The following is a 25,124-nucleotide window of genomic DNA, read 5'->3' as shown; positions in this document are numbered from 1 at the left end:
CCCTTTCGCCGTGCTCCTGCGGTTTCCGGCACAGGGTGCGCGCGGCACAGGACGTGCACGGCAGGCTGCGCGTGAAACCGCGGGATCACGGCGGGGTCCGGCGCGAAGGGCCCCGGGCGGGGGCGGGCGACAGCCGTACCGCGAGGAGGATTCCGGTTCGGGTGCGGAGGGGCAGCGATCGCGACGCATTGTGGCGATCATGCGAGACGGTGGCGCGAAAAGGGTGTTCGGGGGGCTGAAACGTAATTACGCTTGCGGCGACGTTGAGCCGTAGCCAGCGAGGAGATTCCGCGATGCGGATCACGCTCACGGCACTGACCCCCCAGGGGGCGCACGACGTGGTCGTCGAGGGTGACGAGGGGTCCACCGTGGCGGGGCTGGCGGTGGCGCTCCAGCACACCCTGCGCACTCCGAAGGAGCAGCTCGCCGACGTACTCCAGCTCCCCAGGCCGCGGCAGGCCGGGCGGCACGCGCGGCGGCCGTACTCCGCGGAGCGGCTGACCGAGCCCGCCGCGCCGGTGATCTGGCTGGACGGCAGACCGCTGGACCCGGCCGCCCGGATCTCGCAGGCGCTGCGCGACGGGGACCTGGTGGCGCTGGACCGGCGCGGGGCCGCGGCGACCGTGAAGGGCGAGCCCGCCGGGACCGTCGAGGTGCGCGTCAGCTCGGGCCCCGCCGCCGGCGCCGTGCACCGCCTCGGGTTCGGTACGGCGGTGCTGGGCTCGGGCCCGAGCGCGGCGATAGCCGTACCGGATCCGGCGCTCCCGGCGGTGGCGGCGACCGTGCGCGTGACGCCGGAGGGGGTGCGCGTGGAGCCCGCCGGCGGGGCGGCGGTCACGCTGGACGGGGAGGCGGTCGAGGAGAAGGCGGAGTGGCTGCCTGGGGGCGTGCTGAAGGCGGGCTCGTCCGTGCTGACGCTGCACCACCCGGAGGCGGCGGACGCGCACCTGGACCGGCTGCCGGACGGCGGGCTGGCCTACAACCGGCCGCCCCGGCTGCGCCCGCCGGACCGGCAGCGGCGGCTGGAGGTGCCGATCGAGCCGAAGCGGCCGGAGGGGATGCGGCTCCAGCTCCTGGCCGCGTTCCTGCCCGCCGTGCTCGGGGTCGGGCTCGCGTTCGCCATGAAGACCTGGTACTTCCTGCTCTTCGCCCTCATGACCCCGATGATCATGATCGGGCAGTGGTGGAGCGACCGCCGGCACGGGAAAAAGAAGCACCGGCAGGCGATGAAGGAGTACCGCGAGCGGCTGGCCGCCTTCGAGGAACGCCTCGAACGCGCCCAGAAGGTGGACGAGACCGAGCGCCGCGCCAACTCCCCCGACCCGGCCGAGGTGCTGCTGACCGCGACCGGGCCCCGGCGGCGGCTGTGGGAGCGGCGCATCCACGACGGGGACACCCTGCGGCTGCGCGTCGGGCTCGCGGACCTGCCCGCCGACCTGGAGCTGGTCCCCGAGCGCGGCGCCCCGGCCGACGCCGTCGTGCCCGAGCTGCCCACCTCCCACGCCGTGCCCGTCGCGCTGGCGATGCAGCGGCTCGGCGTGGTCGGCCTCACCGGGCCCCGGCGGCGGGCGCGGGCGCTGGCCCGCTGGCTGATCGGGCAGGCCGCCGTCCTGCACAGCCCACGCGACCTGGCCATCGTCGTGCTGTCGGCGAGCGCCGAGGGCCCCGCCGAGTGGAACTGGGTGCGGTGGCTGCCGCACGCGAGCCCCCGCGACGGCGAGGAGTGCGTGGCCCTGGTCGGGGCCGACCCCGAGGCCGCCGCCAAGCGCGTGTCCGAGCTGGTCGCCAAGATCGCCGAACGGCGGGGAGAGCGCGAGGAGGCGTCCCTGACCGGCGGCCCGTTCGGGCGCTCCCCGTTCGCCGCCGAGGAGGGCACGGCGTTCGCCGCGTACGACGATCGTCCATACAACGTGCTGGTGGTGCTGGACGGGGCGCAGGTGCTGCGGGCGCTGCCGGGCATGCCGCAGGTGCTGCGGCAGGGCCCGCACGTGGGCGTCTACACCGTGGCGATCGACGACGACCAGCGGCTCCTGCCCGAGGAGTGCGCGACCGTCGCCACGATCGACGACGAGGGCTCGGTACGGCTGCGCGGCGGCGGGCTGGACGCGCTGGGGCGGGTGCTCGCCGACCAGGTGAGCCCGGCCTGGTGCGACCGGCTGGCGCGGTCCCTGGCGCCGGTGCGGGACGTGAGCCGGGCGGACGGCGACGCGCTGATCCCCGAGGCGGCGCGGCTGCTCGACCTGCTGGACCTGGCCGACCCCTCCGCCGACGTGATCGCCTCGTGGTGGCGGCGCGGCGGCCGCACGACCTCGGTCCCCATCGGCATCGGGGCGGACGGGATCTTCACGGTCGACCTGCGGGTGGACGGGCCGCACGGGCTGATCGCGGGGACGACCGGCGCGGGCAAGTCCGAGCTGCTGCAGACGCTGATCACGTCGCTGGCGGTGGCGAACCGGCCGGACGAGATGACGTTCGTGCTGATCGACTACAAGGGCGGGTCGGCGTTCAAGGACTGCGCCCGGCTGCCGCACACGGTCGGCATGGTGACGGACCTGGACGGCCACCTGACCGAACGCGCGCTGGAGTCGCTGGCGGCCGAGCTGCGGCGGCGGGAGCGGCTGCTGCTGGAGGCGGGCGCCAAGGACATCGACGACTACCAGGACCTGCGGGACGCCGCCCGGGTCACGCGGCGCGGCGGCGGGCTCCCCGCGCTGCCCCGGCTCGTGCTGATCATCGACGAGTTCGCGGCGCTGGTGTCCGAGCTGCCGGACTTCGTGACCGGGCTCGTGGACATCGCGCGGCGGGGCCGGTCGCTCGGGGTGCACCTGATCCTGGCCACCCAGCGGCCCGGCGGCGTGGTCACCGCCGACATCCAGGCGAACACCTCGCTGCGGATCGCGCTGCGCGTCACCGACGCGGCCGAGTCCGCCGACGTGATCGGGCAGTCGGACGCCGCGCACATCTCCAAGTCCACGCCCGGGCGCTGCTACGTGAAGTCCGGGGCGTCCAAGGCGGTCGCGGTGCAGACGGCGCGGATCGGCGGGCGGCGGTCGGCGGGCGGGACCGTCGAGGCCGCGCCGCTGAACGTCGTCCCGCTCCCCTGGCCCGCCCTCGGCAAGCCCCTCCCCCGCCCGGCCTCGGACGACGCGGCCGACGAGTCCATGGTCACCGACCTGGCCGTGCTCGTGGACGCGATCCGCGCGGCGGCCGTGCAGCTCGGGATCAAGCGCCAGCCCAGCCCGTGGCTGCCGCCGCTGCCCGAGCGCGTCGTCCTCGCCGACCTCGGGCCCGCGCGGCCGTACAACCCGGGGGTGGACGAGGTGCCCGCGCTGCCGTACGGGCTGACCGACATGCCGTGGGCGCAGACGCGGCGGCCGCTCGTGCTGGACCCGGCCTCCGGCGGGCACGTGCTGATCGCCGGGACGACGCGGACCGGGCGGTCCACGGCGCTGCGGTCCCTGGCCGGGTCGATCGCCCGTACGGCCTCGCCGGCGGACGTGCACCTGCACGCGATCGACTGCGGGTCGGGATCGCTGCTGCCGCTGGTGGCGCTCCCGCACTGCGGCGCGGTGGTGACCCGGGACCAGCTCGACCGGGTGGAACGGCTGATCACGCGGCTGCGGACCGAGGTGGGGCGGCGGCAGCAGGTGCTCGCCGAGGCCGGGTACGCCTCGCTGGCGGAGGCGCGGGCCGCGGGCGGGACCGAGCGCATGCCGTGGATGCTGCTCCTGCTGGACCGGTGGGAGGGGTACGTCGCCGCGTTCGAGCCGTACGACTACGGGCGGCTCATCGAGTCGCTGCTGTCGCTGCTGCGGGAGGGCCCGGCCGTGGGGCTGCGGGCGATCGTGACCTCGGACCGGTCGGGGCTGCTCGGGCACGTGTCCACGGTCTTCGACGAGCGGCTGCTGCTGCGGTTGGCCGACCCGACGGACGCCGGCCTGCTCGGGATCCCGATCAAGAGCATGCCCACCCGCCAGCCGCCGGGGCGGGTGGTGGCGATGGGCGCGTCCGGGCTGGTCGAGAGCCAGATCGTGCTGCTTGACCCGGACCCGTCGGGCCCGGCGCAGGTGAGCGCGCTGCAGGCGCTCGCGCGGTCCTCGGAGGAGTGCTTCGGTCGCCCGCCGCGCGGGCTGCGCCCGCTGCGCGTGGACGCGCTCCCGATCCGGGTCACGGCGGCGCAGGCGCTGGCGCTGGACCCGGACTTCTCCCCGCCCTCGCCCCTGTGGGCGCTGCTGGGCGCGGGCGGGGACGAGCTGGCGCCGTACGGCGTGGACCTGCTGTCCCAGGGGCCCGGCTGCGTGATCGGCGGGCCCGCGCGCTCGGGCCGGTCGTCGGCGCTGGTCACGGCCGTGCGGTCGCTGACGGGGCGCGGCGTCCCGGTGATCGCGGTCACGCCGCGCCGCTCGCCCCTGCGCGACCTGGGCGCGGCCGACGGGGTGGTCGGCGTCCTGCCGGGCGACGCCACGCGCGAGGACCTGGCCGCGCTCACGTCGGGGCTGGCCCGCTACGTGGTCGTGGTGGACGACGCGGAGCTGATCTCCCCCGACTCGCCGCTCGGGCAGGCCCTGGAGGACGTCCTGCGGACGGGCCGCGACGCGGAGCACGGGCTGCTGATCGCGGGCACCACGGGCGACCTGGCCTCGGCCTACCGGGGTTTCGTCGCCGAGGCCCGCAAGGCCCGGACGGGCCTGCTCCTGTCGGTCCAGAGCCCCACCGACGGCGACCTGTTCAACGTACGGCTCCCGCGCAACGCGGGCGGGGGCCCGGCGGGCCGGGGGCTGCTCGTCCACCTGGGGACCCTCATCCCGATCCAGGCGGCGCTGCCCGACTGAGCCCCGGAAACCGGCCGCCCCCGGCCGGCGTCGCGGCGCCGGCCGGGGGCAGGTGATCGGCGCGGGAGCCCGGGGGGCGGGCCACCGGGAAGGTCAGCCCCGGGATGGGAAGGTCAGCCCCGGGCCGGGAAGGTCAGCCCCGGGCAGGGCCCGTCCAGCCGGCGGGGAGGTGGCCCAGGCGGACGCGCTGCGGGTGGTCGCCCACGGGAACCGACGTGATCTTGTTGCCGGTGGCGAAGTCGATGGCGGTGACCCGGTCGGCGGCGCTCTCGGAGATCACGCACGCGGCGCCGTCGCCGCTGACGGTGGCCCAGTACGGCTTGGCGGCCGGCACCAGCGGGCCCTCCTGGAGGGTGGCGCGGTCGACGACCGTGGCGTACTCGTCCATGGTCCCGGCGACGCACAGCCTGGTGCCCGCCGGGTTCATGGACAGGCCGTGGTGGCGGGAGTCGTTGACGAACGTGGTGCGGTCGTCGGAGGTGTCCGGGTTCTCCGGGAGCGTCTTCATCCGGGTGATCTTGTCGGTGGCGATGTCGTACTCGAAGAAGCCGTTGAAGAAGGAGACCTGGAAGTAGAGCTTGGACTCGTCGGGGGTGAAGGCGACCGGCCGTACGGCGTCGGACATGTCCCGGCGGCCGAAGGCGTCGAGGCGCTGCCGCATGTCGACGGTCCTGACGACCTGGTACGTGCTGGCGTCGGCGATGGTGATCCTGCGGTCGCCCTTGAGGAAGTCCTGCCAGGGCGCGTCGAAGTCGTTGTTGACCTCGCCGATGGACATGTTCCAGATCTTGCCGTCGCGGGTGAAGACGTTCTCGTGCGGCTTGTCGCCCGTGGGGAACGAGCCGAGCTGCCGGCCGGTGCCGACGTCGAGCACGTGGACGGTGTTGCCGGTGGAGGCCGACACCGCGACCCGGGCCCCGTCGGGCGAGAGGGCCATGTGGTCGGCGCGGTATCCCGACACGGCGAACCGCCACCTGAGCGCGCCGGTGGCCGTGTCGATGGAGACGACGTCGGCGAAGCTCGGGCGCGAGACGACGATGGCCGAGCCGTCCGGCGTGGTGTAGAGGTCGTCGGTGAACTGGTCGTGCCCCTCGCCGACGGTCTCGCGGATGCCGAGGAAGTAGGCCAGCCGCACCGGGTTGGTGTAGATCTCCAGGAGCCGCTGGTGCTTGTCGGGGATGAGGTTGATCCGCCCGATCTTGGCGAAGTCGCCGCGCGACCTGATCACGTCGGCGGTGCCTTCCCAGTTGTTGCCGACCAGCAGCACCTCCTGGAGGGCGGCGGCGCGCGCGGGTACGGCGGCGGGCGCGGGTACGGCGTGCGCGGCCGGGGTGACGAGGGTTCCGGCGATCACGGCGGCGAGGGCGGCGCCGAGCAGGGCTCGGCGCCGGCGCGTGGCGGGGGAGGCTCGCATGTCCGTACTCCTGTCGGGGGGATGGGGGGAGAGGAGGTCTAGACGCACACAGCTTGAAAATCATCGTTTTCAAACTTTGTTACTGGATGGTAGGCAGATGTGACGCGCGCCACAAGACCCGATGCGGAAGAATTGGCGGCCCAGGCGGAGGGGGGCGCGTTGGCGGGCAGGAGCGCACCGGCGGCCGGCCGGTACAAGGGCAGGTCGGCCGGCGAACGCCAGGCCGAGCGGCGCAGCCGCTTCCTCTCGGCGGGACTGGATCTGTTCGGCACCGCCCCCGGCTACCGCGCCACCAAGGTCATCGACCTCTGCAAGGCCGCCGGCCTGTCCACCCGGCAGTTCTACGAGGAGTTCACGAGCCTTGAGGACGTCCTGGCCGAGCTGCACCTGTACGTCAACGACGCCGCCCAGCGGGCCGTGCTCGCCGTCGTCCCGGAGGTGCGGGACCTCCCGCTGCCCGAGCGCCTCACCCGGATGATCCACGCCTACGTCCAGGGCGCCGCCGCCGACCCGCGCCACGCCCGCATCGCCTACGTCGAGGTCATCGGCGTCAGTCCCCGGATGGACCGGCAGCGCCTGGAACGCCGCTCCGTCTGGATCGACTTCCTGATCCGCAACATCGACGAGGCCGTCGCCCGCGGCGAGATGCCCCCGGGCAACTACCGGATCGCCGCCGCCGCCTTCATCGGCGCGGTCAACGGCCTGATGCACGACTGGGTCGTCGGCTGGGTGGACGCCACGCTCGACGACATAGCGGCCGAACTCCACCAGACCCTGATGGGCCGCTACAGGATCTCTCTCTGACCCCGGCGGAGGGCACGGGTCGCGGGATCGCGGGGAGGGGGCGCGTGGGCGGGACTTGTGAGCGCCGATGCATAGTGCCGAAGAGACCTTTAAGCTGGGCTGCATGCTTGATGCGCGGCGGATGCAGGTGCTGAACGCGGTGGTCAGCAAGGGGTCGGTCACGGCGGCGGCCGCGGCGCTCGGGTTCACCCCCTCGGCCGTGAGTCAGCAGGTGGCCGCGCTGGAACGGCAGGCCGGGGTGGCGCTCCTCGAACGGGTGGGGCGCGGGGTACGGCCCACGGCGGCCGGGCTGCTGGTCGCGCGGCACGCGGCGGCGATCGACGAGGAGGTCGCGCGGGCCGAGGCGGGGCTGGACGACCTGCGGGCCGGGCGGAGCGGGCGCGTCTCGCTGCGCTACTTCTCCACCGCCGGGGCCGCGCTGGTCGCCCCGGCCGTGGCGCGGTTCCGGCGGGCGCACCCCGGCGTCCACGTCGACCTGGAACTGGGCGAGGCCGGCGACCCGCTGGGCGCGGTGGCCCGGGGGCAGGCCGACCTGGCGCTCGTCGTACGGGACGGCGAGGAGGCCGTTCCCGGCGTACGGCTGACGCACCTGCTGGATGATCCGTACCTGGCGGTCCTGCCCGCCGGGCATCCGCTGGCGGAGGGGGCCGCGCCGGGGCTGGCGGACCTCGCGGGCGAGGCGTGGATCGGGTGCGCCAGGCCCGGCCCCTGCGCGGACGCCCTCCTGGAGAGCTGCGCGGCGGCGGGGTTCCGCCCGGAGTTCGCGGTGGAGAGCGAGGACTACGCGACGGCGCAGGCCTTCGCCGCCGCGGGCCTGGGCGTCGCGGTCATCCCCGCCCTGGCGCTCGCGGCCCCCCAGCCCGGCGTGGTGGTCCGCCGGCTCCGCGAGGGAGAACCCGTACGCGCGATCCACGCCGCCACCCGCGAGACGCCCAATGACCGACCGGCCCTGACCGCCCTGGTCCACACCCTCCAGGCCACCGCCGCCACCCTCTCCTGACATCTCCACCCGGGAGCGGCCCGGCCGGTGCGCGCCCTCGCCGGCCGACGTCGGGTCAGCGGGCCGCGGTGGCCTCGCCGGGAGCATGCGCGGATCGGCCGCGGGAGCGCAGCGGGCTGAGGGTGACCGGGAGGAACGCCAGGGACAGCACGATCGCGCCCGTCCAGAGGGCGGGCCGGACGGCCGTCAGCTCGCCGATCAGCCCGGCGGCGGCCGCGCCCAGGGCCAGGGCGCCGGTCAGCAGGGTGCGGAAGGTGGCGTTCATGCGGCCCAGCAGCGGGTCGGGGGTCATGCGCTGGCGGAGGGTGACCCCGAGCACGTTGTCCATGCCGGTCTTGGCCATGGCGAGGAAGTACCCGGCCCCGGCGAGCCACAGCCCGGCCCCCCGGTCCACGAGCGGGAGGAGGAGGGCGGCCGGCGCCATGACCGGCCCCGCGAACACCAGGGCGCGGCCGGGGCCGAGCCGTACGGCGAGCGGGCGGGCGAGGCGGGCCCCGGCGAGGAGGCCCGCGCCGCCGGCCATCCAGAACAGGCCCAGCGTGCCCGCCGGGTATCCCAGATCGCGGACGAAGACGATCGGGAGCATGGTGTTGACGATCTGGGAGCCCAGGTTGTTGAACGTCGCCGTGAGGGCGAGGGCGCGCAGCTCGGGGACGCCGAAGACGTGCCGGACGCCCTCGCTGATCTGCGCCCGGAGGCTCGCCCGCCGCGCCGGGGCCGCGGGGGGCGGGGTGGGCGGCAGCGCGGACAGCCGGAGGGCCGCGACGAGGTGGGCGACCGCGGTGCTCGCGGCGGCGACGGGGGCCGTGAGGAACTGGACGATCGCCCCGCCCGCGCCCCGGCCGCCGATGTTGGCGAGCGCGATGAGGGTCATCACGGCGGAGTTGGCCGGGACGAGGCGGTCCCGCCCCACCAACTGGGGCAGGACGCTCTGCGAGGCGATGTCGAAGAAGACGGTCGCGCAGCCGTACAGCACGACGACCGCGTAGAGCTGCCCCAGCGTGAGCACGCCGAGCCACCAGGCCACCGGGATCGACAGATAGAGGGCGGCGCGGACGAGATCGGCGGCGATCAGCACCCGCCGGTGCCGCATCCGGTCGATCCAGGCCCCGGCGGGCAGCCCGATGACCAGGAACGCGACCGTGCTCAGCGCCGAGAGCACCCCGACCTGTCCCGCCCCGGCCCCGAGCGCCGTGACGGCGATCAGGGGCACGGCGATGTACCCGACGTTCACGCCGAACTGACTGAAAGCGGCCCCGGCGAACAACGTGCGAAACCCCGAGGCACCCCAAGGAGAACCGGTGCGCATGACCCACTCAAGAGCAGAAGGAAGTACCAGCCACCCTTCCGCCCCCGACCCTTAACCACAAGGCCAAAGTTCTGCACACACCGTGAAGCACAACTAAAAGGTCTCTCCCCCCTCCCCTCCGCCGGACCCGCCCCCTCCAGGCCGCGCATTAACCAAGCGTGCGGATCCCGCGTCTCAATGGATCCGCTCGAATAGGCAAGATCCCAGAAATGCGAAACCCCGGCAGGCGCACTGCCGCCGGGGTTTCGTCCGTCTGCTTCTACCTGGTCGCGTGCTCGATGTTGCCCCGGTACGTGTTGATGACCCGGGAAGCCTCCTGAAGCTCCTCGGTCATCCGCTGGAAGGCGGCGCGGTAGTTCTGCCAGGAGTCGCGGAAGCGCTCGGCCCCAGGGCCCTGCCACGCCGTTCCGATCTTGGCAGCCTCGCGGTCGAGGGCCGACATGACGTCACGGACCTGGCCTGCCTGCTGGGTGAACTGCGCGGCCATGTTTTGCATCTCTGCCGGGTTACCACCCAGCATCCCGGGGTCGGGCATGCCCCTCTCCTTCCGTTCGCTGGACCAGTGATCAGGCTAAAGATAGTCGCATATCCCCGACTTGCAATCGCCTCCCACCGATAACGCTATAACGGGCAAGCTCAACCGGCATTTCCAACAGACCGTTACAAAGGGTTGTTTATGGAGCAGCGTAAACCTATTCTTCGGCGGTATGACGGATCACCCTCCGGCGGGCTGGTATGAGGACCCTGGCGACCCCGACCGAATGCGCTGGTGGGATGGCCAAAGCTGGACCTCCTCGACTCGCCCGGCATCCCCGTATGGAGGGGCGGCCGCTCCGCCGCGATCTCGTTCCGATCGGTTCTCCGAAACCCCGGTGATGCACCCGCAGGGCGGCTCCCACGCCTGGCACGAGCGCGTCGAGCGTGATCGCCCGTTTCGCGAAGGCTTCACCGAGCCCAAGGACTTCGGTGCCCAGCGCAGGGGGCGGCGCAAGCTGTGGACGGCGGTCGCGGCCGCTGCCATAGCCGTGGCGGTCACCACCACCGTCATGGTGATCCTCATGAGGAACGACGAACCGGCGCGAAAGCCGGTGGTCGCCGCCTCCCCCAAACCGACGACCCCTGCGCCCGTCACCATCGAACCCCAACCCGGATACACCAATGACTACGTCGCCGGCGTGACCTACAAGGAACCGCAGGGGGCAGGCTGGAAGGACTTCAAGGAGTATCCGGAGTTCCGCGGCGGGTGGACGGGCGGAAAGCTCATGCGTGTGGAGGACAGGCCGGGCAGCCGCAACGACCTTTACGCGATAGCGCTGACCAAACCGGTGCCGGAGTCGCAGGCGAAGGTCTACCCGGAGCTGAGGGATCTGCGCTCACTCGGCGTGCTCCTGAGCAACGAAATCGCCTCGCTGTACTTCCCCGCGCCACACCAGAAGACCGACCTCGGCAATGGAGTGGGCGCGCTGGGAGGCGGCAAGGGTCTCGCCTGGGTGTTCAAGTTCAAGGTCGATTATCCGGAGGCCTCCAAGGAGCACGGGTGGCGGGCGAAGGGCGCGGTGTGCGCTGTGACGGTGATACATCGCGGCGAAGGCAAGCGCCCGGCCATGTTCGTCGTGGCCGTGCCGGACAACATGGACATCAGCATCGTGGACAAGCTCGCCGCCGAGGCCGGTCCCCTGGGGGCTTGAGGCGACACCGCACTCGGCCCCGCTTGGGGGCGATCTTCGGCGTGCCGGGGGCGAGGGTGCGCGTGAGCTGGGAGGATGCGGGTGGGGTGGGGGGTAGTCGGGAGGGTACTTACTGGCGGATGTCGGGGGCCTCTTAGACTCCCCTCAGGTTGTTGGTGAGGGCGGGGACGCCAGAAGAGGAGACGACTTCCGTGCGGAAAGTCCTGATCGCCAATCGGGGAGAGATCGCGGTGCGGGTGGCCCGGGCGTGCCGTGACGCGGGGATCTCCAGCGTCGCGGTGTACGCCGACCAAGACCGCGACGCGCTGCACGTGAAGGTCGCGGACGAGGCGTACTCACTGGGAGGGTCCACGCCCGCCGAGACGTACCTCGACATCGAGAAGCTGCTGAAGGTCGCCGAGGAGACCGGGGCGGACGCCGTGCACCCCGGGTACGGGTTCCTGTCGGAGAACGCCGACTTCGCGCAGGCGGTGATCGACGCCGGGCTGACCTGGATCGGGCCGCCGCCGGACGCGATCGTGAAGCTGGGCGACAAGGTGCAGGCCCGGCACATCGCGCAGAAGGTGGGCGCGCCGCTGGTGGCCGGCACCGCCGACCCGGTCGCCGGGGTCGAGGAGGTCGTAGCGTTCGCCGAGGAGCACGGGCTGCCGATCGCGATCAAGGCGGCGTACGGCGGGGGCGGGCGCGGGCTGAAGGTCGCGCGGACGATCGAGGAGATCCCCCACCTGTACGAGTCGGCGGTGCGCGAGGCCGTGACGGCGTTCGGGCGCGGCGAGTGCTTCGTCGAGCGGTACCTCGACCGGCCCCGGCACGTGGAGACGCAGTGCCTGGCCGACTCCCACGGGAACGTCGTCGTCGTGAGCACGCGTGACTGCTCGCTCCAGCGCAGGCACCAGAAGCTCGTCGAGGAGGCGCCCGCGCCGTTCCTGAGCGAGGAGCAGATGGGGCTGCTGTACTCCTCCTCCAAGGCGATCCTGCGCGAGGCCGGATACGTCGGGGCCGGGACCTGCGAGTTCCTCGTCGGCCAGGACGGGACGATCTCGTTCCTGGAGGTGAACACGCGGCTCCAGGTGGAGCACCCGGTCACCGAGGAGGTGTCCGGGATCGACCTGGTGCGGGAGATGTTCCGGATCGCGGACGGCGAGGAGCTGGGCTACGACGACCCGCCGCTGCGCGGGCACTCGATCGAGTTCCGGATCAACGCCGAGGACGCGGGCCGCGGCTTCCTGCCCGCGCCGGGCACGATCACCCGCATGGAGACCCCCTCGGGCCCCGGCGTACGGCTGGACGCGGGGTACGAGACGGGGATGACCGTGCCGCAGGCGTTCGACTCGCTGGTGGCCAAGCTGATCGTGACCGGGCGGGACCGGACGCAGGCGATCGAGCGGGCGCGGCGGGCCCTGGCCGAGTTCGAGGTCGAGGGCATGCCGACGGTGATCCCGTTCCACCGGGTGGTGCTGGACGACCCGGCGTTCACGGACGAGCCGTTCCGGGTGCACACCCGCTGGATCGAGACCGAGTTCGACAACCGGATCGAGCCGTACTCCGGCCCCGTGGCCACCCCGGAGGACGAGGCCCGCGAGCGGGTGACCGTCGAGGTGGGCGGCAAGCGGCTGGAGGTCGTGCTGCCCGCCGGGCTGGGGGCCACGGCGGCCGCGGGCGCGGGCCGTACGGCCAAGGCGGCGCCCAGGCGGAGCGGCAAGGCCAGGTCGCAGGGGGCGGCGGTGAGCGGTGACTCACTGGTCAGCCCGATGCAGGGCACGATCGTGAAGGTGGTCGCCGAGGACGGGGCGACGGTCGCGGCCGGCGACGCGATCGTGGTCCTGGAGGCGATGAAGATGGAGCAGCCGCTGACCGCGCACAAGGCGGGCACGATCTCCGGGCTCACGGCCGAGGTCGGGCAGACGGTGAACAGCGGCGCGGTGATCTGCGAGATCAAGGACTGACCCCGCGCGCGTGCAGGCCGGGAGGGTCAGTCCCTTCCGGCCTACGCGTTCCGTTCACCCTTCGCGTGACCCTGTCTCCCGGAGGCCGTACGACCGCGTTTCCCAGGGGCCGTACGCCCGGGGGCCGCCTTACGGCTTGCGCCCGACGCCGCCCAGGAAGTACGCGCCCCGGCCGGCGTACCTGCGGGCCTCCGCCTCGTCCTCCGGCCGCCACTCGGGCAGGTTGACCACGCCCGGCTCCAGCAGCTCGACCCCGGTGAAGAACCGCTCGATCTCCGGGGAGGTGCGGGCGATGAAGCGGGCCGTGGCGTTGTCGTACGCCGCGGTGACCCCGGGCGCCTTCGACGGGTCGATGTCCACGGCGACGTGGGAGAGCACGAGGTAGCCGCCGCTCGGCAGGGCGTCGCGCAGGGTCGCCAGGATGCCGTCGGGGTCGTCCGAGTCGGGCACGAAGTGCATGATCGCCAGAAGCAGGATCGCGACCGGCTCGTCGAAGTCGATCAGGCGGCGCACGTCGGGGTGGTCGAGGATCTCGCGCGGCCTGCGCACGTCGCCCTGGACGATCGCCACGTCGTCGTGGCCGCCGGCGAGCAGCGCCCGCGCGTGCGCCAGCACCACCGCGTCGTTGTCCACGTAGACCACGCGCGCGTCCGGGTCCACCTCCTTGGCGACCTCGTGCACGTTGTTCTGCGTGGGCAGGCCGGTCCCGATGTCGAGGAACTGGCGCACCCCCATGCCGGCCAGCGTCCTGACCGTACGCCGCAGGAACGCGCGGTTGAACCGTACGCTCTCCCGGATCTCCGGGACGACGCTCAGGGCCTGCTCGGCGGCGGCGCGGTCGGCGGCGAAGTTGTCCTTGCCGCCCAGATAGTAGTCATACATCCGGGCGACGTTGGGGATGGTGGGATCTACACCCTCTGGAACCACATCAGCCATTTTCGCCACTCCGAATCCCGATATACAAGCAATTTCGTGATCTTGTCAGCTCTACTCTGGTGCATCCGGTCCCGGGCTGCCACGATCATGTGCCATGGTCGCCCCCCGGACTCCCCGCGTACTCGGCCTGCGCCTCGCCGACGGCATCGGCAAGGGAAACATGTGGGCCCTCCTCACGCTGGCGTTCTTCTCGACGCTGGCGATCACCTTCCTCCCGGCCACGCAGGCGTACATCCTCACGACCGTCCTCGGCGTCCCCCGCGAGCAGCACGGCACCATCGTGGGCAGCCTGGGCGTCGCGGCCGAGATCGCGATGCTGGTGTCGCTGCTCTGGTACGGCGCGCTCGCGGACCGGATCGGGCGGCGGCCGATCGTGCTCGCCGGGTTCACGCTGCTGGCGCTGGGGGCGCTGCTGTTCCCGTGGGCGGGGAACACCTGGGTGCTGCACGCGCTGCGGGTGGTGTTCGCGTTCGGCGTGGCCGCGCTGAACACCATGCTGTCCACGATCGCCGTGGACTACGTGCGGGACCGGTGGCGCGGCCGGTCGTACGGGATCACCGGGCTGTTCGGCGGCGTCGGGGCGATCGTCGCGACGATGGTGGTCGTCAAGCTGCCCCGGATGTTCGAGGCGCAGGGGATGGAGCCGGTCACCGCCGCCCGGGTGGCGTTCGCCATCGTCGGCGTGGGGATCGCGCTCGTGGGCGTGATCCTGTGGTTCTCGCTGTCGCCCAAGCGGATCAGCGAGACGGCCGCGCGGACCCCGCTGACCTCGCTGATCGCGGCCGGGGTGCGGCAGGGCCGGGACCCGGGCGTCGCGCTGGCCTACGCGGCCTCCTTCGTGGCCCGGGCCGACCTCGCCGTCGTGGCCGGCTTCCTGTCCCTCTGGGTGATCAACCACGGCACGCACGCGGGCGGGCTGAGCGGGGCCGAGGCGCTGGCGCGGGCCGGGGCCGTGGTCGGGATCGCCTACTCGATGGGCCTGATCGCCTCGCCGGTCTTCGGCTGGCTCGGCGACCGGATGAAGCGGCAGAACGTGGTGATCCTGGCGCAGCTCGTCTCCGCGGGGGCCTATCTGTCCACGTTGTTCATCTCCGACCCGCTGGGGTCGGGGATGTTCGTCGTGGCGGTGCTCGTGGGCATCGGGGAGATCGCCGCGATCACCACGATCGGGCCGCTCCTGGCGCAACAGGTCCCCGCGGACGTGCGCGGGACCGCGTACGGCGTGCAGACGCTGTGCGGGGCCGCCGGGATCCTGATCGTGTCCGGGCTCGGCGGGTGGCTGTACGACGTGTGGCGGCCGGCCGCGCCGTTCATCCTCGTCGGGCTGATGGGGCTGGCGGTGGCCTGCTTCGGGCTCGTCGTACGGCGGCGCGTGGTGCCCTCCCCGCTGCCCCCGGCCGAGGACGAGGCGGCCGCCGTACGGGCGTGAGTCCCGGTCCTTCGCCTGACGGCGCGATGCCGGGGGTTCTTCGGGGTAGTCGATCGGAGGGGATACCTTCGAAGTGGCTCTGGAACTTATGGGATCCGCCGTTCGTCCATGTGGCGAAGGAGGCAGTTGACAGTGATGACCACCAGCCGTGCCCCGCGGGTCGCCGCCGTACTGGGGGTGCTGCTCGCCGGGATGCTCGCCCTCATGGGGACGACGTCGCCGGCGCACGCCTCGGCCGCCGCGCCCGAACCGGGCCCCATCTCGAACGCCTGGAAGAGCAGTCCCGTCTACTTCGACTCCGGGAGCCCGCTCTCGTCGGCCGATCGCGACAAGATCAGCTCCGCGATCAGGGACTCCAAGGCCCCGATGTACCTCGCGGCGCTGCCGAACGGCGCCATCGGCGCGGAGTCCGAGCTCAACACGTTCATCCCCTCCCTGGGCAAGGACCTGGAGAGCAGGGGTGTCAACGACGCCACGATCGTCGTCCTCAACGGAAAGACGCTCTTCGCCGGCTCCGCCGCCATCAAGCAGAGCGGCGCCGCCCGCCTGGCGAACAGGGCGATCACCGAGCACCGCGGTGACGTGGGCGCGCAGGTGGAGTCGTTCGTGAACATGGCGAACATCGCCATCGAGAACGGCGGCGGCCCCAGGGCCGTGAACAAGGCCCTGAAGAGCGGCGGGTCCAGCGGTGGCGGGACCGGCGCGCTGGTGGCGCTGCTCGTGCTGCTGCTGGTCGGCGGTTTCGGGTTCTACGCCTTCTCCCGCAGCAAGCGCAAGAAGCAGGAGGCGCGCCAGGCCGCGGAGCTGGCCGCCGTCAAGCAGACGGTGGACGAGGACGTCACCAAGCTCGGCGAGGAGATCACCGCGCTCGACACCGACGTCAAGCTCCTGGAGAACAAGGCGGGCACCCAGGAGGACTGGGCGCGGGCCCTCGACTCCTACGAGCGCGCCAAGGTCGAGCTCGACCGCGCGAAGCGGCCGGAAGAGCTGCGCAACGTGACCAACGCGCTGGAGGAGGGCCGCTACGCCCTGGCCTGTGTGAAGGCGCGCGTCAACGGCGAGCCGCTGCCCGAGCGGCGCGCCCCCTGCTTCTTCAACCCGCAGCACGGCCCGTCCGTCCGCGACGTGCGCTGGGCCCCGCCCGGCGGCGCGGTGCGCGACGTCCCGGCCTGCGCGGCCGACGCCCAGCGCGTGGAGCAGGGCTTCGACCCGCACACCCGCGAGGTCATGGTCAACGGCGAGCGCAGGCCCTACTACGACGCGGGCCCGGCCTACGCGCCGTACGCCTACGGCTACTACGGCGGCTTCGGCGACATGATGAGCATGATGCTCGTCGGCACCATGCTCGGCAGCATGATGAGCGGCGGCTTCGGCATGGGCGGCTACGGCGCCGGTTACGCCGAGGGCTACCAGGACGCCGGCGGCGACTTCGGCGGCGGAGGCGACGCCGGCGGCGGTGGCTGGGGCGACTGGGGCGGCGGCGGCGACTGGGGCGGCGGCGACTTCGGCGGCGGAGGCGACTGGTAACCGGCCCGGACGATCGCCCGGCCCGGCGCTCGCGCCGTACGGCTCAGGGTCATCGGGACGGCCCCCCGGCATCTCGCCGGGGGGCCGTCCCCTTTTCGCGGGTACGGCCGAGTTCGCGGGTACGACGGGGTCCCTTCGGGGGTACGACCAAGGTGGAGAGGAGCGGCGGCATGACGGGTGATCCGGGGCTGTGGGGGAAGCTCCGCTTCGCCCTGGGGTTCCGGCTCCCGGACGTCCACCGGGACTGGGTGCGGCATGAGCTGCTCGACGCGGGGTGGCGCGGGCGGATGCTGGGCCGGGAGCTGACGGTGATCCTCCCGATCTGCGGCGTGCTGGCGCTGCTGCCCGGCTCGTGGTGGGTCCACCTGGCGGTGCCGGCGCTGGTGTTCCTGCCGAGCCTGTTCGCGATAGCCGTACACGCGGACACGATCCGGGACGCCCGGCTCCGGCAGCACCGGCTCACCACGCCCGAAGGATGATTTCGGGCGGCCCGAAAGAGGAAAAATAAGGGACTTCTTTCATCATTAACCCCCAAATGCAGATTAAGGGGAGCGGATTACGGTTTCCTCATCTAGACTCCACGGCAACCTGGGGCCTTTGTGGGGAGATAACCATGCCACTCCGGGCGCTGCTCACCGGCGTTACCGTGTCCGCGACCACCACGCTCGAAGGCGTCGCGCCGCCCGGGGCCGCGACGGGCGCGCCGGACGGCCCGGGCACCGGTGTGATCGCCCTGGTGGTGGTCGCCCTCCTCCTGGGCACCGGCATCCTCATCCCCACCGCCCTGGTCATCAAGGGCGCCAAGGCCCGCCGCGCGCGCGAGGCCGCCGAGTTCGAGACCGCCCGCAGGCTCGCCGAGGAGGACGTGGACCGGCTGGCCGAGGAGATCCGGGCCCTCGGCGACGGCCGCGACACCTCGGACAACCCCGCGGTGCGGCAGGCCTGGCAGAGCGCGCTCGACGCCTACGACACCGCCAGGTCCACCCTCTCCGGCGCCCGCCGCCCGCTGGACCTCCGGGCCACGGCCAACGCCGTCCAGGAGGCCCGCTACGCCCTCGCCAACCTGAGGACCCATCTCCACCACGACACCTGACGCCCGGTCCCCGGACCTCCCTCACTTCGGAACGTTCCCGGATTTCCTCCGGTCGCGCGGAGCGGCGATTTCCGTCCGCCGTTCACGGCCCCGCGACCCGGCCCGCCCGCGAGAGGCGGAGAAATCGCGATATCGCCGCGGAGAAGCGGAGCGGAAAACGCCCGCGAGACGGTCTCGGGCGGCGGTACGGCGGGGCGGGGTCAGGGTGACGGGGGCAGGAGGGAGCGCGTGAGGGATTCGAGGGCGGCCAGGCGGGGCGCGGACGCCAGGTGGGTGGCGACGGCGGCCAGGAGCAGCTCGGTCACGGCTATCTCGTGGGTGAGTGGGGCGATGGGCCCGGCGGCCTCCCTGGGCAGGCGGATCAGGAGGTCCGCCTCGGAGGACAGGGGGGACTCCCAGGCGTCGGTGACGAGGAGGAGGCTCGCCCCCCGGGCCTTCGCGGCCCGGGCGTAGCGGGCGGTCTCCTCGGAGTAGCGGCGGAAGTCGTAGGCGACCACCACGTCGGCGGGGGTGAGATCCACGAGGGTGCGGGCCTGGGCCGGCACGCCCTGGGGGACCCGGTGGGCGTCGGGGCGCAGGGACGCGAGCTGCCGGATCAGGTACTCGGCGGCCAGCTCGCTCAGCGGGCCGCCCAGGGCCCAGACGGCGTGGGCCTCGGCGAGGCGGGCGGCGGCCGCCGACAGGAGGGGCCGGGGCAGGGCGTCGAGCGTGCGGTCCAGGCCCGTGCGCAGGTCGTCGGCGGCCTGGTGCGGGTCGGGGGACCGCGTCACGTAGTCGCGGAGCCGGGACCGGTCCTGGGCGCGGGCCGTCGCGCGCACCGCCGCCTGGAAGCCGGCGAAGTTCTCGTAGCCCAGGCGGGCGAAGAGCCGGGAGGCCGTCGGCGGGCTCACCCCGGCCCTCTCGGCCAGGGCGCGGAGGGACCCGAGGGCGGCGTACGGATAGTCGTCGAGGATCACTCGGACGATGGCTCGCTCGGCCTTGGGCAGGTCGGGGTAGACCTCGCCGAGGCGGGTGACGACCGGATCGGGCTCCATGGTCACGAATGTTACATGTGAACGCCTCGATGAAACGAATGTTAGGGTTCGACCCATGGGCACCTGGAATGGGCTGATCGACAGCCCGTATCGGCGTTGGCTGGCCGTCACCGAGAACACCCGCGCCGTGTCGCTGGGCGAGGGGAACACGCCGCTGCTGCGGTCGGCGCACCTGTCGGCCGTGACGGGGTGCGACGTGTGGCTGAAGGTCGAGGGGGCCAACCCGACCGGGTCGTTCAAGGACCGCGGCATGACCGTGGCGATCAGCCGGGCCGCCGAGGCCGGGGCCGAGCTGGTCGTCTGCGCCTCCACCGGGAACACCAGCGCGTCCGCCGCCGCGTACGCCTCGCGGGCCGGGCTCGCGTCGGCCGTACTCGTGCCCCGGGGACGGGTCGCGATGGGCAAGCTGGGGCAGACGCTCCGGTACGGCGCGCGGCTGATCGAGGTCGAGGGGAACTTCGACGACTGCATGCGGATCGCCAGGGAACTGGCCGCGCGGCACCCGGTGGCGCTGGTCAACTCGGTCGGGAACGAGCTGCGGCTGTCGGGGCAGCGCACCGTGGCGTACGAGGTCGTGGACGCGCTCGGCGACGCGCCCGACATCCACTGCCTCCCGGTCGGGAACGGCGGCAACATCACCGCGACCTGGGGTGGATACCGGACGTACTTCAAGGAGGGGCCCGCCGCCCGGCTCCCCCGCGTCTGGGGCTTCCAGGCCGCCGGCGCCGCCCCCTTCGTCCACGGCGGCCCCGTGCCCTCCCCCGAGACCGCCGCGACCGCGATCCGCGTGGGCAACCCGGCCACCTGGGACGACGCCCTCGCGGCCCGCGACGAGTCCGGCGGGCTCATCGCCGCCGTGACCGACGAGCAGATCTTCGCCGCCTACCGCGACCTGTCCCGCCACGACGGGATCTTCGCGGAACCCGCCTCCGCGGCGGGCGTGGCCGGCCTCCTCGACCAGCACGCCCGGGGCCTCCTGCCGCCGGGCCTGACGGTCGCCGTCACCCTCACCGGCAACGGCCTGAAGGACCCCGACAGCGCCCTCCTGTCGGCCCCCGGCTCCACCGCCACCCCGCCCACGACGGGTGCCGTGGCCCGGGCCCTCGACCTCACCTGATCCGCGCCGCCGTACGGCCCGCGCGGCGGGGCCCGCCGGGTCAGGTCCCGGCGGGTCGAGGACGAGCGGGTCAAGGACGAGCCGGGCAAGGACGAGCCGGTCAGGGTCGGGCGGGTGAGGGCCGGGCGGCTCAGGGCCGGGCGGGTCAGGGTCTACCGCGTCAGGGCCGGGCGGGGACGGGCGCGGGGGCCGGGGCCGGCGGGATCCGGGGGCGGGCGACGGGCCAGGGGGTCCACCAGTTGGCGGGGCCGGCCAGGCGCATCACGGCGGGGACCAGGAGACCGCGGATCAAGGTGGCGTCCAGGAGGACCGCCAGGGCCAGGCCGACGCCCACCATCTTCAGCAGGACCAGGCCCGAGGTGGCCAGGCAGATCATCACCACCGCGAAGACCACGGCGGCGGAGGTGAAGAGCCTGCCGGTGCGGTCCAGGCCGAGGGCCACCGCCTCGGTGGTGTCCCGGACCCTGCGGTGCTCCTCGGTGATCCGCGACAGGAGGAACACCTCGTAGTCGAGGGAGAGGCCGAAGGCCACGCAGAACAGCAGGCTGGGGACCAGCACGTCGGTCGTGCCGGACACAGCCACGTCGCCCACCATCCAGAGCAGGTGGCCCTCCTGGAAGATGTGGACGAGCACGCCGAACGTCACCGTGAGGCTGAGGGCGTTGAGGACCAGCGCCTTGACCGCCAGCACCGGGCTCCCGGTGAGGAGCAGGATCAGGCCGAGGGTCGTCACCGCCACCAGGCCGAGCGCCGCGCCCAGGCGGTCGCCGATCGCGTCCCGGGTGTCGACGAGCTGGGCGCTCGGGCCGCCGACCAGCAGCGGGCCCGGGGCCTCGGTCCGCCGGATCCGCTCCACCACCGCCCCGCTCTCGGCGGTGTACGGCTCGCCGTCGAGCGTCACGCTCACCCAGGCCCCGCCCGCCCCGATGTACCGCGAGCCGCCCCAGCCCGAGGCGATCGGCCCGCACCCGGCGACGTCCCCCGCCCGGCCGTCGCGGGGGCCCCGGCCGCCGCCGGGTTCCGGCGCCCCCGCACGCGCCGCCCGTTCGGCCCGCGCGCCGCGCTCCCCCGGCGAGCCGGCCTCGCGGCGCTCCTCCCGATCCCGGGCCTTCGCCGCCTTCTCCGACGTCGCCGTCTTCCCCGTCTCCTCCGGCTTCGCGGCCTGCTCAGCCTGCTCAGCCTTCTCCGGCCCCTTCTCCGGCCCCTTCTCCGGCTCGGCCGCCTTCGCCGCCTTCAGCGCTTTCGCCGTACGGCCGGCGGAGGCCGGGCGGGGCTTCGCCCCGGGCTCCCCCTGGGTGCTGACGGCGTGGAGGCGGGAGCGGCGGCCGCCCTCGCAGGGCCGGGGGCGGGGGTACGTGCCGGTGGCGGTGGCGACCTCGCGCACGCCCTCGATCCCGGTGAGCCTGCTCGCGTAGGCCGCCAGGTGGGTCGCCGCGTGCGGGCCCTTGAGGGCCGGGAGGGCGATCATGGTCGCGCCCACGGTGGCCTGGGCGTCGAAGTCCTGCCGGAGCGTCTGCGCGGTCTGCGCGGCGGGGGCGGCGGCCGGGAGCAGGCGGTCGTCGAAGACGCCGAACTTGACCTGCGTGAACGGGGCCGCCAGCGCCAGCAGCAGGACCGTCAGCGGCACGGCCACCAGCAGCGGCCGCCGCATGACCACGCGGGCCGTGCGCCCCCAGATCCCCGGGCCGCGCGGCGTGATCACCCGGCCGGGGACCCGCAGCGCGTCGATCCGGGGACCGAGGACGGACAGGAGCGCGGGCAGGACCACCAGGCTGCTCAGGGCCGCCAGCAGCGTGACCGTGATGCCGCCGTAGGCGATGGAGCGGAGCGTCGGGACGGGGAACAGCAGCAGCGCCGACAGGGAGAGGACGACCGTGGCCGCCGAGAAGAGCATGGCCCGGCCGGTGGTGCGCATCGTGGTCACGATCGCGTCGTACGGCGGGCGGCCGCGGGCCAGCTCCTCCCGGTACCGGGTGACGATGAACAGGCTGTAGTCCACGGCGAGGGCGAAGCCGAGGGCGGTGGCGATGCTCATCGCGAACACCGACACCAGCGTCAGGTCGGTCAGGACGCGCAGGACGGCCATGGTGCCCGTCACCGCGAGCAGGCCCATGAGGACCGGGAGCGCGGCGGCGACCAGCCCGCCGAAGACCAGGAGCAGGATCAGCAGGGTCAGCGGGGCGGCGACCAGCTCGGCGCGGCGGAGGTCCTGCTCGCTGCGGCGCTCGGCCTCCACCTTGACCTGCGCCTCTCCGGTGACCGAGACCGTCAGCGGCCCCTGCCGGCCGCGTACGCCGGGGGCGACGCGGGCGGCGGCCGACGGGACCTCGGCCTCGTCGCCGTGCAGCCGGACGAGCACGAGCCCGGCCCGGCCGTCGCGGGAGCGGAGCGCGGGGGCCGGGGTGGTCCAGTACGACGTGACCTGGGCGACCTCGGGGTCGCGGCGCAGCCGTTCGGCGAGGCCGCGGCCGGCCGCCGCCACGCCGGGCTCGTCCACGGGACGGCCGGCCCGCGCGATCAGGACCAGGTGGGGCGTGCCCGCGCCGAAGTGCCGGGCCAGCCAGGCGTTCGCCCGCTCCGACTCGGCGCCCTCGGGGTTCGCCCCGCCGACGATCAGGCGGTCGTGCACGTCGTGGCCGAACAGCGACGCCACCACCAGGCCGATCGCCGCGAGCGCCAGGACGAGCCGGCGCCGCCGTACCAGACCGCCGATGGGGCCGCGGCGGCGCCGCCCCGCCATCAAACCCGCTCTCCCGGGACGCCGTCCGCGGGGTCGGCCGCGAAGAGGGCGGCCAGGGCCGCCGGGAGGGAGACCGGCGGGGGCAGGCCGAGGTCATGCCCGTCCCTGGCCGGGTCGCACGTCCAGGCCCGCGCCGTCATCTCCCTGACCTTGTCCCGGTTGAGCCAGGGCGTGCGGCCACCGGCCTCCGCGGCCCACGCCGCCGCCCTGACCAGCGGGATCGGGACGGGGACCACGACGGGAGGCCGCCGGCCGAGCGCCCGGGCCAGGGCCGCGCAGACCTCCGCCCACGTGTACTCCCGGCCGTCGTCCACCTCGTAGACCCCGTGCGACGGATCGCCCGGGCGGACCGTCCTCCCCCGCTCCGCCGCCGCGATGAGCACCTCGCACAGGTCGTCCACGTGGATCAGGGAGTACCTCCGCTCACCCAGCCCCGCCTTCGCGACCAGTCCGAGGCGGATCATCGGCAGGAGGGACGGGAGCAGCGCCGGGTCCCCCGGGCCGTACACGATCGGCGGGCGCACGATGATCGTGGGGACGCGGCCGGCGTACTCCCGCGCCACGTCCTCCCCGGCCCGCTTGCTCAGGCCGTACAGCGAGACGGGCCGGCCGGTGAGGCGGGGCCCGGCGGCGGCGAGCGAGGAGCACAGCACCAGGCGGGGCGGGACGGGCCGCTGGGCCAGCGCGCGGACCAGCAGCGACGTGCCGTAGTGGTTGACGCGGAAGTATCCGGCGGCGTTCCTGGCCCGGACCACCCCCGCCAGGTGCACGACGTGGTCCGCGTCGCGCACGGCCTCCTCCAGCCCGTCGCCCGTCGCCAGGTCGCCGATCACCGCGCGGACGGGCAGCGGGAGGCCGCGCGTGCGCCGTACCAGCGCCGTGACCTGCGCCCCCTCGGCCAGCAGCCGCTCCACCAGGCGCCGCCCGACGAATCCCGTGGCCCCGGTGACCAGGTAGCGGCCGCTCATTCAGATCCCCCGTTTGAAGATGCGGTACGTCTTGGACCGCGCGCACCCGATCCCGGACGCGGCGCTGTTGGCGGCGGCGTTCGTGGCGAGGATCCAGGACACCTCGCCGGTCCGGTAGCCGAGCCCGCGCGCGGCCTCCAGCGTGCGCAGGAACATCACCGCCTCGACGCCGCGCCGGCGGAACTCCGGCAGCACGCCCGTCGCCACCACCCGGCAGCCGTCGATCCGGCGCATCGCCGACGCCATGCGCAGCGCCGAGCGCGGCGTCAGCCGGCCGCCGGCGGCGTACAGCGCCTGGTTCACGTCCGGCAGCGTGAGGCAGAAGCCCACCGGCTCCCCGTCCGCCTCGGCCATCAGCACCAGCTCGGGCCGGACCACCGGGCGCAGCCGCCGCGCCTGGGCCGAGAACTCGCGCTCGGTCATCGGCACGAAGCCCCAGTTCGACTCCCACGCCGCGTTGTAGATCCGGCGCATGCGGGCCACCTCGGCGTCGAAGTCGCGCATGTCCACCGGCCGCACCCGCACGTGCGAGGCCAGCCGCTCCGCGACGCGCGCCAGGCGGGGGTCGGCGGGTTCGGCGACCTCGCGCTCCCACGCCCACAGGTCCATCGCGGCCCCGAACCCGCACTCGGCCAGCAGCAGCGGATAGTAGGGCGGGTTGTACGGCATGAGCACGGCCGGCCGCCGGTCGAACCCGTCCACGAGCATCCCGCACTCGTCGTTGGTGGAGAAGTTCACCGGCCCCGACATCGAGGTCAGGCCGCGCCGGCGCAGCCAGTCCGCGGCGGTCTCCAGCAGGGCGTCCGCCGCGAGCAGGTCGTCGGCGCACTCGAACAGGCCGAAGAACCCGTCGGGCGAACCGTGGAACTCCGTGTGGCGGGGGTTGCTCACCGCCGCGACCCGCCCCACCGGCTCACCGCCGCGCCGCGCGAGGAACAGGGCGACCTCGCCGTACTCGAAGAACGGGTTCCGGCTGCGGCTGAGCAGCGCGCGGGCGTCGCGGCGCAGCGGCGGGACCCAGCGGGCGCTGCCGCGGTGGAGCCGGTAGGGCAGGCCGAGGAAGGCCGCCCGGTCGGCGCGGGTCTCGACGGGGGTCACGGTGAGGCCGGCGGTCCGCCGTACGGCGTCGGCCGTCACGGGGCGCCGCGCCCGCTCGCCGGGGTCCCCCGCCGTGTCACGCATCGCACCTCGCACATGGTCGAGCAGTAGCACGTACGGCGGCCGGGGGTGACGGAGCGTCACGCGTGTCGCCGATCGAAGGGAAAGGCTTTAGCCGGGCCGGACCTG

General features: G+C 73.7%; 18 protein-coding genes and 1 pseudogene. 11 read left to right on the top strand and 8 right to left on the bottom strand.

Annotation, left to right across the window (positions count from 1 at the left end):
* Nucleotides 1-293: 293 nt before the first annotated feature.
* Complete coding sequence (locus tag D5H75_RS44060) at nt 294-4,832, top strand: FtsK/SpoIIIE domain-containing protein (protein ID WP_119926506.1); 4,539 nt, start codon at nt 294-296, stop codon at nt 4,830-4,832.
* Nucleotides 4,833-4,965: 133 nt separating this feature from the next.
* On the opposite strand, the gene D5H75_RS12355 is transcribed toward D5H75_RS44060, so the two are convergent.
* Nucleotides 4,966-6,246 (bottom strand): YncE family protein, encoded by a 1,281-nt coding sequence (locus tag D5H75_RS12355; protein WP_119926505.1) that lies wholly within the window; start codon nt 6,244-6,246, stop codon nt 4,966-4,968.
* Between the two features lie 159 nt (nt 6,247-6,405).
* On the opposite strand from D5H75_RS12355, the gene D5H75_RS12350 reads away from it, so the two are divergent.
* On the top strand, nt 6,406-7,050 hold the full coding sequence (locus D5H75_RS12350) for a TetR/AcrR family transcriptional regulator (RefSeq protein ID WP_119926618.1): 645 nt from the start codon (nt 6,406-6,408) through the stop codon (nt 7,048-7,050).
* A gap of 103 nt (nt 7,051-7,153) precedes the next feature.
* Nucleotides 7,154-8,050 (top strand): LysR family transcriptional regulator, encoded by an 897-nt coding sequence (locus D5H75_RS12345; RefSeq protein WP_202638067.1) that lies wholly within the window; start codon nt 7,154-7,156, stop codon nt 8,048-8,050.
* A 55-nt stretch (nt 8,051-8,105) separates the two neighbouring features.
* Here D5H75_RS12345 and D5H75_RS12340 read toward each other — a convergent pair whose 3' ends face one another.
* Together D5H75_RS12340 and D5H75_RS12335 are read right to left on the bottom strand one after the other, a co-directional pair.
* Nucleotides 8,106-9,359 (bottom strand): MFS transporter, encoded by a 1,254-nt coding sequence (locus D5H75_RS12340; protein WP_119926503.1) that lies wholly within the window; start codon nt 9,357-9,359, stop codon nt 8,106-8,108.
* 259 nt (nt 9,360-9,618) lie between these two features.
* Entirely contained in the window at nt 9,619-9,894 is a 276-nt protein-coding gene (locus D5H75_RS12335; RefSeq protein ID WP_242454171.1) for a WXG100 family type VII secretion target, read from the bottom strand.
* Nucleotides 9,895-10,066: 172 nt separating this feature from the next.
* Here D5H75_RS12335 and D5H75_RS44595 point away from each other — a divergent pair.
* The 3 genes and pseudogenes from D5H75_RS44595 to D5H75_RS12325 all read left to right on the top strand — a co-directional run.
* Nucleotides 10,067-10,162 (top strand): annotated as a pseudogene (locus tag D5H75_RS44595) (DUF2510 domain-containing protein); the annotation flags it as partial.
* 69 nt (nt 10,163-10,231) lie between these two features.
* Entirely contained in the window at nt 10,232-11,047 is an 816-nt protein-coding gene (locus D5H75_RS12330; protein ID WP_242454170.1) for a hypothetical protein, read from the top strand.
* Nucleotides 11,048-11,238: 191 nt separating this feature from the next.
* Nucleotides 11,239-12,993: an acetyl/propionyl/methylcrotonyl-CoA carboxylase subunit alpha gene (locus D5H75_RS12325; RefSeq protein ID WP_119926501.1), complete on the top strand. Its 1,755-nt coding sequence runs from the start codon at nt 11,239-11,241 to the stop codon at nt 12,991-12,993.
* Between the two features lie 129 nt (nt 12,994-13,122).
* On the opposite strand, the gene D5H75_RS12320 is transcribed toward D5H75_RS12325, so the two are convergent.
* The gene (locus D5H75_RS12320) at nt 13,123-13,929 is read right to left on the bottom strand and encodes an SAM-dependent methyltransferase (RefSeq protein ID WP_119926500.1); all 807 of its coding nucleotides are present in this window, start codon (nt 13,927-13,929) and stop codon (nt 13,123-13,125) included.
* Nucleotides 13,930-14,023: 94 nt separating this feature from the next.
* Between D5H75_RS12320 and D5H75_RS12315 the strand changes: the two genes are divergently transcribed.
* The 4 genes from D5H75_RS12315 (at nt 14,024) to D5H75_RS12300 (ending at nt 17,978) form a co-directional block, all read left to right on the top strand.
* Nucleotides 14,024-15,358, top strand: a complete 1,335-nt coding sequence (locus D5H75_RS12315) for an MFS transporter (RefSeq protein ID WP_119926499.1) — start codon at nt 14,024-14,026, stop codon at nt 15,356-15,358.
* A gap of 135 nt (nt 15,359-15,493) precedes the next feature.
* Complete coding sequence (locus tag D5H75_RS12310; protein WP_206781956.1) at nt 15,494-16,885, top strand: hypothetical protein; 1,392 nt, start codon at nt 15,494-15,496, stop codon at nt 16,883-16,885.
* A 170-nt stretch (nt 16,886-17,055) separates the two neighbouring features.
* On the top strand, nt 17,056-17,364 hold the full coding sequence (locus D5H75_RS12305) for a DUF5313 family protein (RefSeq protein WP_119926497.1): 309 nt from the start codon (nt 17,056-17,058) through the stop codon (nt 17,362-17,364).
* Nucleotides 17,365-17,498: 134 nt separating this feature from the next.
* A complete protein-coding gene (locus D5H75_RS12300; RefSeq protein ID WP_119926496.1) occupies nt 17,499-17,978 on the top strand; it encodes a hypothetical protein in 480 nt (159 codons plus the stop codon).
* A gap of 200 nt (nt 17,979-18,178) precedes the next feature.
* On the opposite strand, the gene D5H75_RS12295 is transcribed toward D5H75_RS12300, so the two are convergent.
* The gene (locus D5H75_RS12295) at nt 18,179-19,012 is read right to left on the bottom strand and encodes a MurR/RpiR family transcriptional regulator (protein ID WP_202638066.1); all 834 of its coding nucleotides are present in this window, start codon (nt 19,010-19,012) and stop codon (nt 18,179-18,181) included.
* Nucleotides 19,013-19,067: 55 nt separating this feature from the next.
* On the opposite strand from D5H75_RS12295, the gene thrC reads away from it, so the two are divergent.
* On the top strand, nt 19,068-20,129 hold the full coding sequence (gene thrC / locus D5H75_RS12290) for a threonine synthase (RefSeq protein ID WP_119926494.1): 1,062 nt from the start codon (nt 19,068-19,070) through the stop codon (nt 20,127-20,129).
* Nucleotides 20,130-20,289: 160 nt separating this feature from the next.
* Here thrC and D5H75_RS12285 read toward each other — a convergent pair whose 3' ends face one another.
* The 3 genes from D5H75_RS12285 to D5H75_RS12275 are packed head-to-tail and all read right to left on the bottom strand — an operon-like array spanning nt 20,290 to nt 25,019.
* Nucleotides 20,290-22,869: an MMPL family transporter gene (locus D5H75_RS12285; RefSeq protein WP_119926493.1), complete on the bottom strand. Its 2,580-nt coding sequence runs from the start codon at nt 22,867-22,869 to the stop codon at nt 20,290-20,292.
* Nucleotides 22,869-23,837: an NAD-dependent epimerase/dehydratase family protein gene (locus D5H75_RS12280; RefSeq protein WP_119926492.1), complete on the bottom strand. Its 969-nt coding sequence runs from the start codon at nt 23,835-23,837 to the stop codon at nt 22,869-22,871. The genes D5H75_RS12285 and D5H75_RS12280 overlap by 1 nt, the downstream gene beginning before the upstream one ends.
* Nucleotides 23,838-25,019: a GNAT family N-acetyltransferase gene (locus D5H75_RS12275; protein WP_202638065.1), complete on the bottom strand. Its 1,182-nt coding sequence runs from the start codon at nt 25,017-25,019 to the stop codon at nt 23,838-23,840.
* Nucleotides 25,020-25,124 lie beyond the last annotated feature (105 nt).

The sequence above is a fragment of the Bailinhaonella thermotolerans genome, from assembly GCF_003594875.1.
Taxonomy (GTDB): domain Bacteria; phylum Actinomycetota; class Actinomycetes; order Streptosporangiales; family Streptosporangiaceae; genus Bailinhaonella; species Bailinhaonella thermotolerans.
Note: the sequence above shows the minus strand (reverse complement) of the source record. Positions and strands in the feature narration are given on the sequence as shown.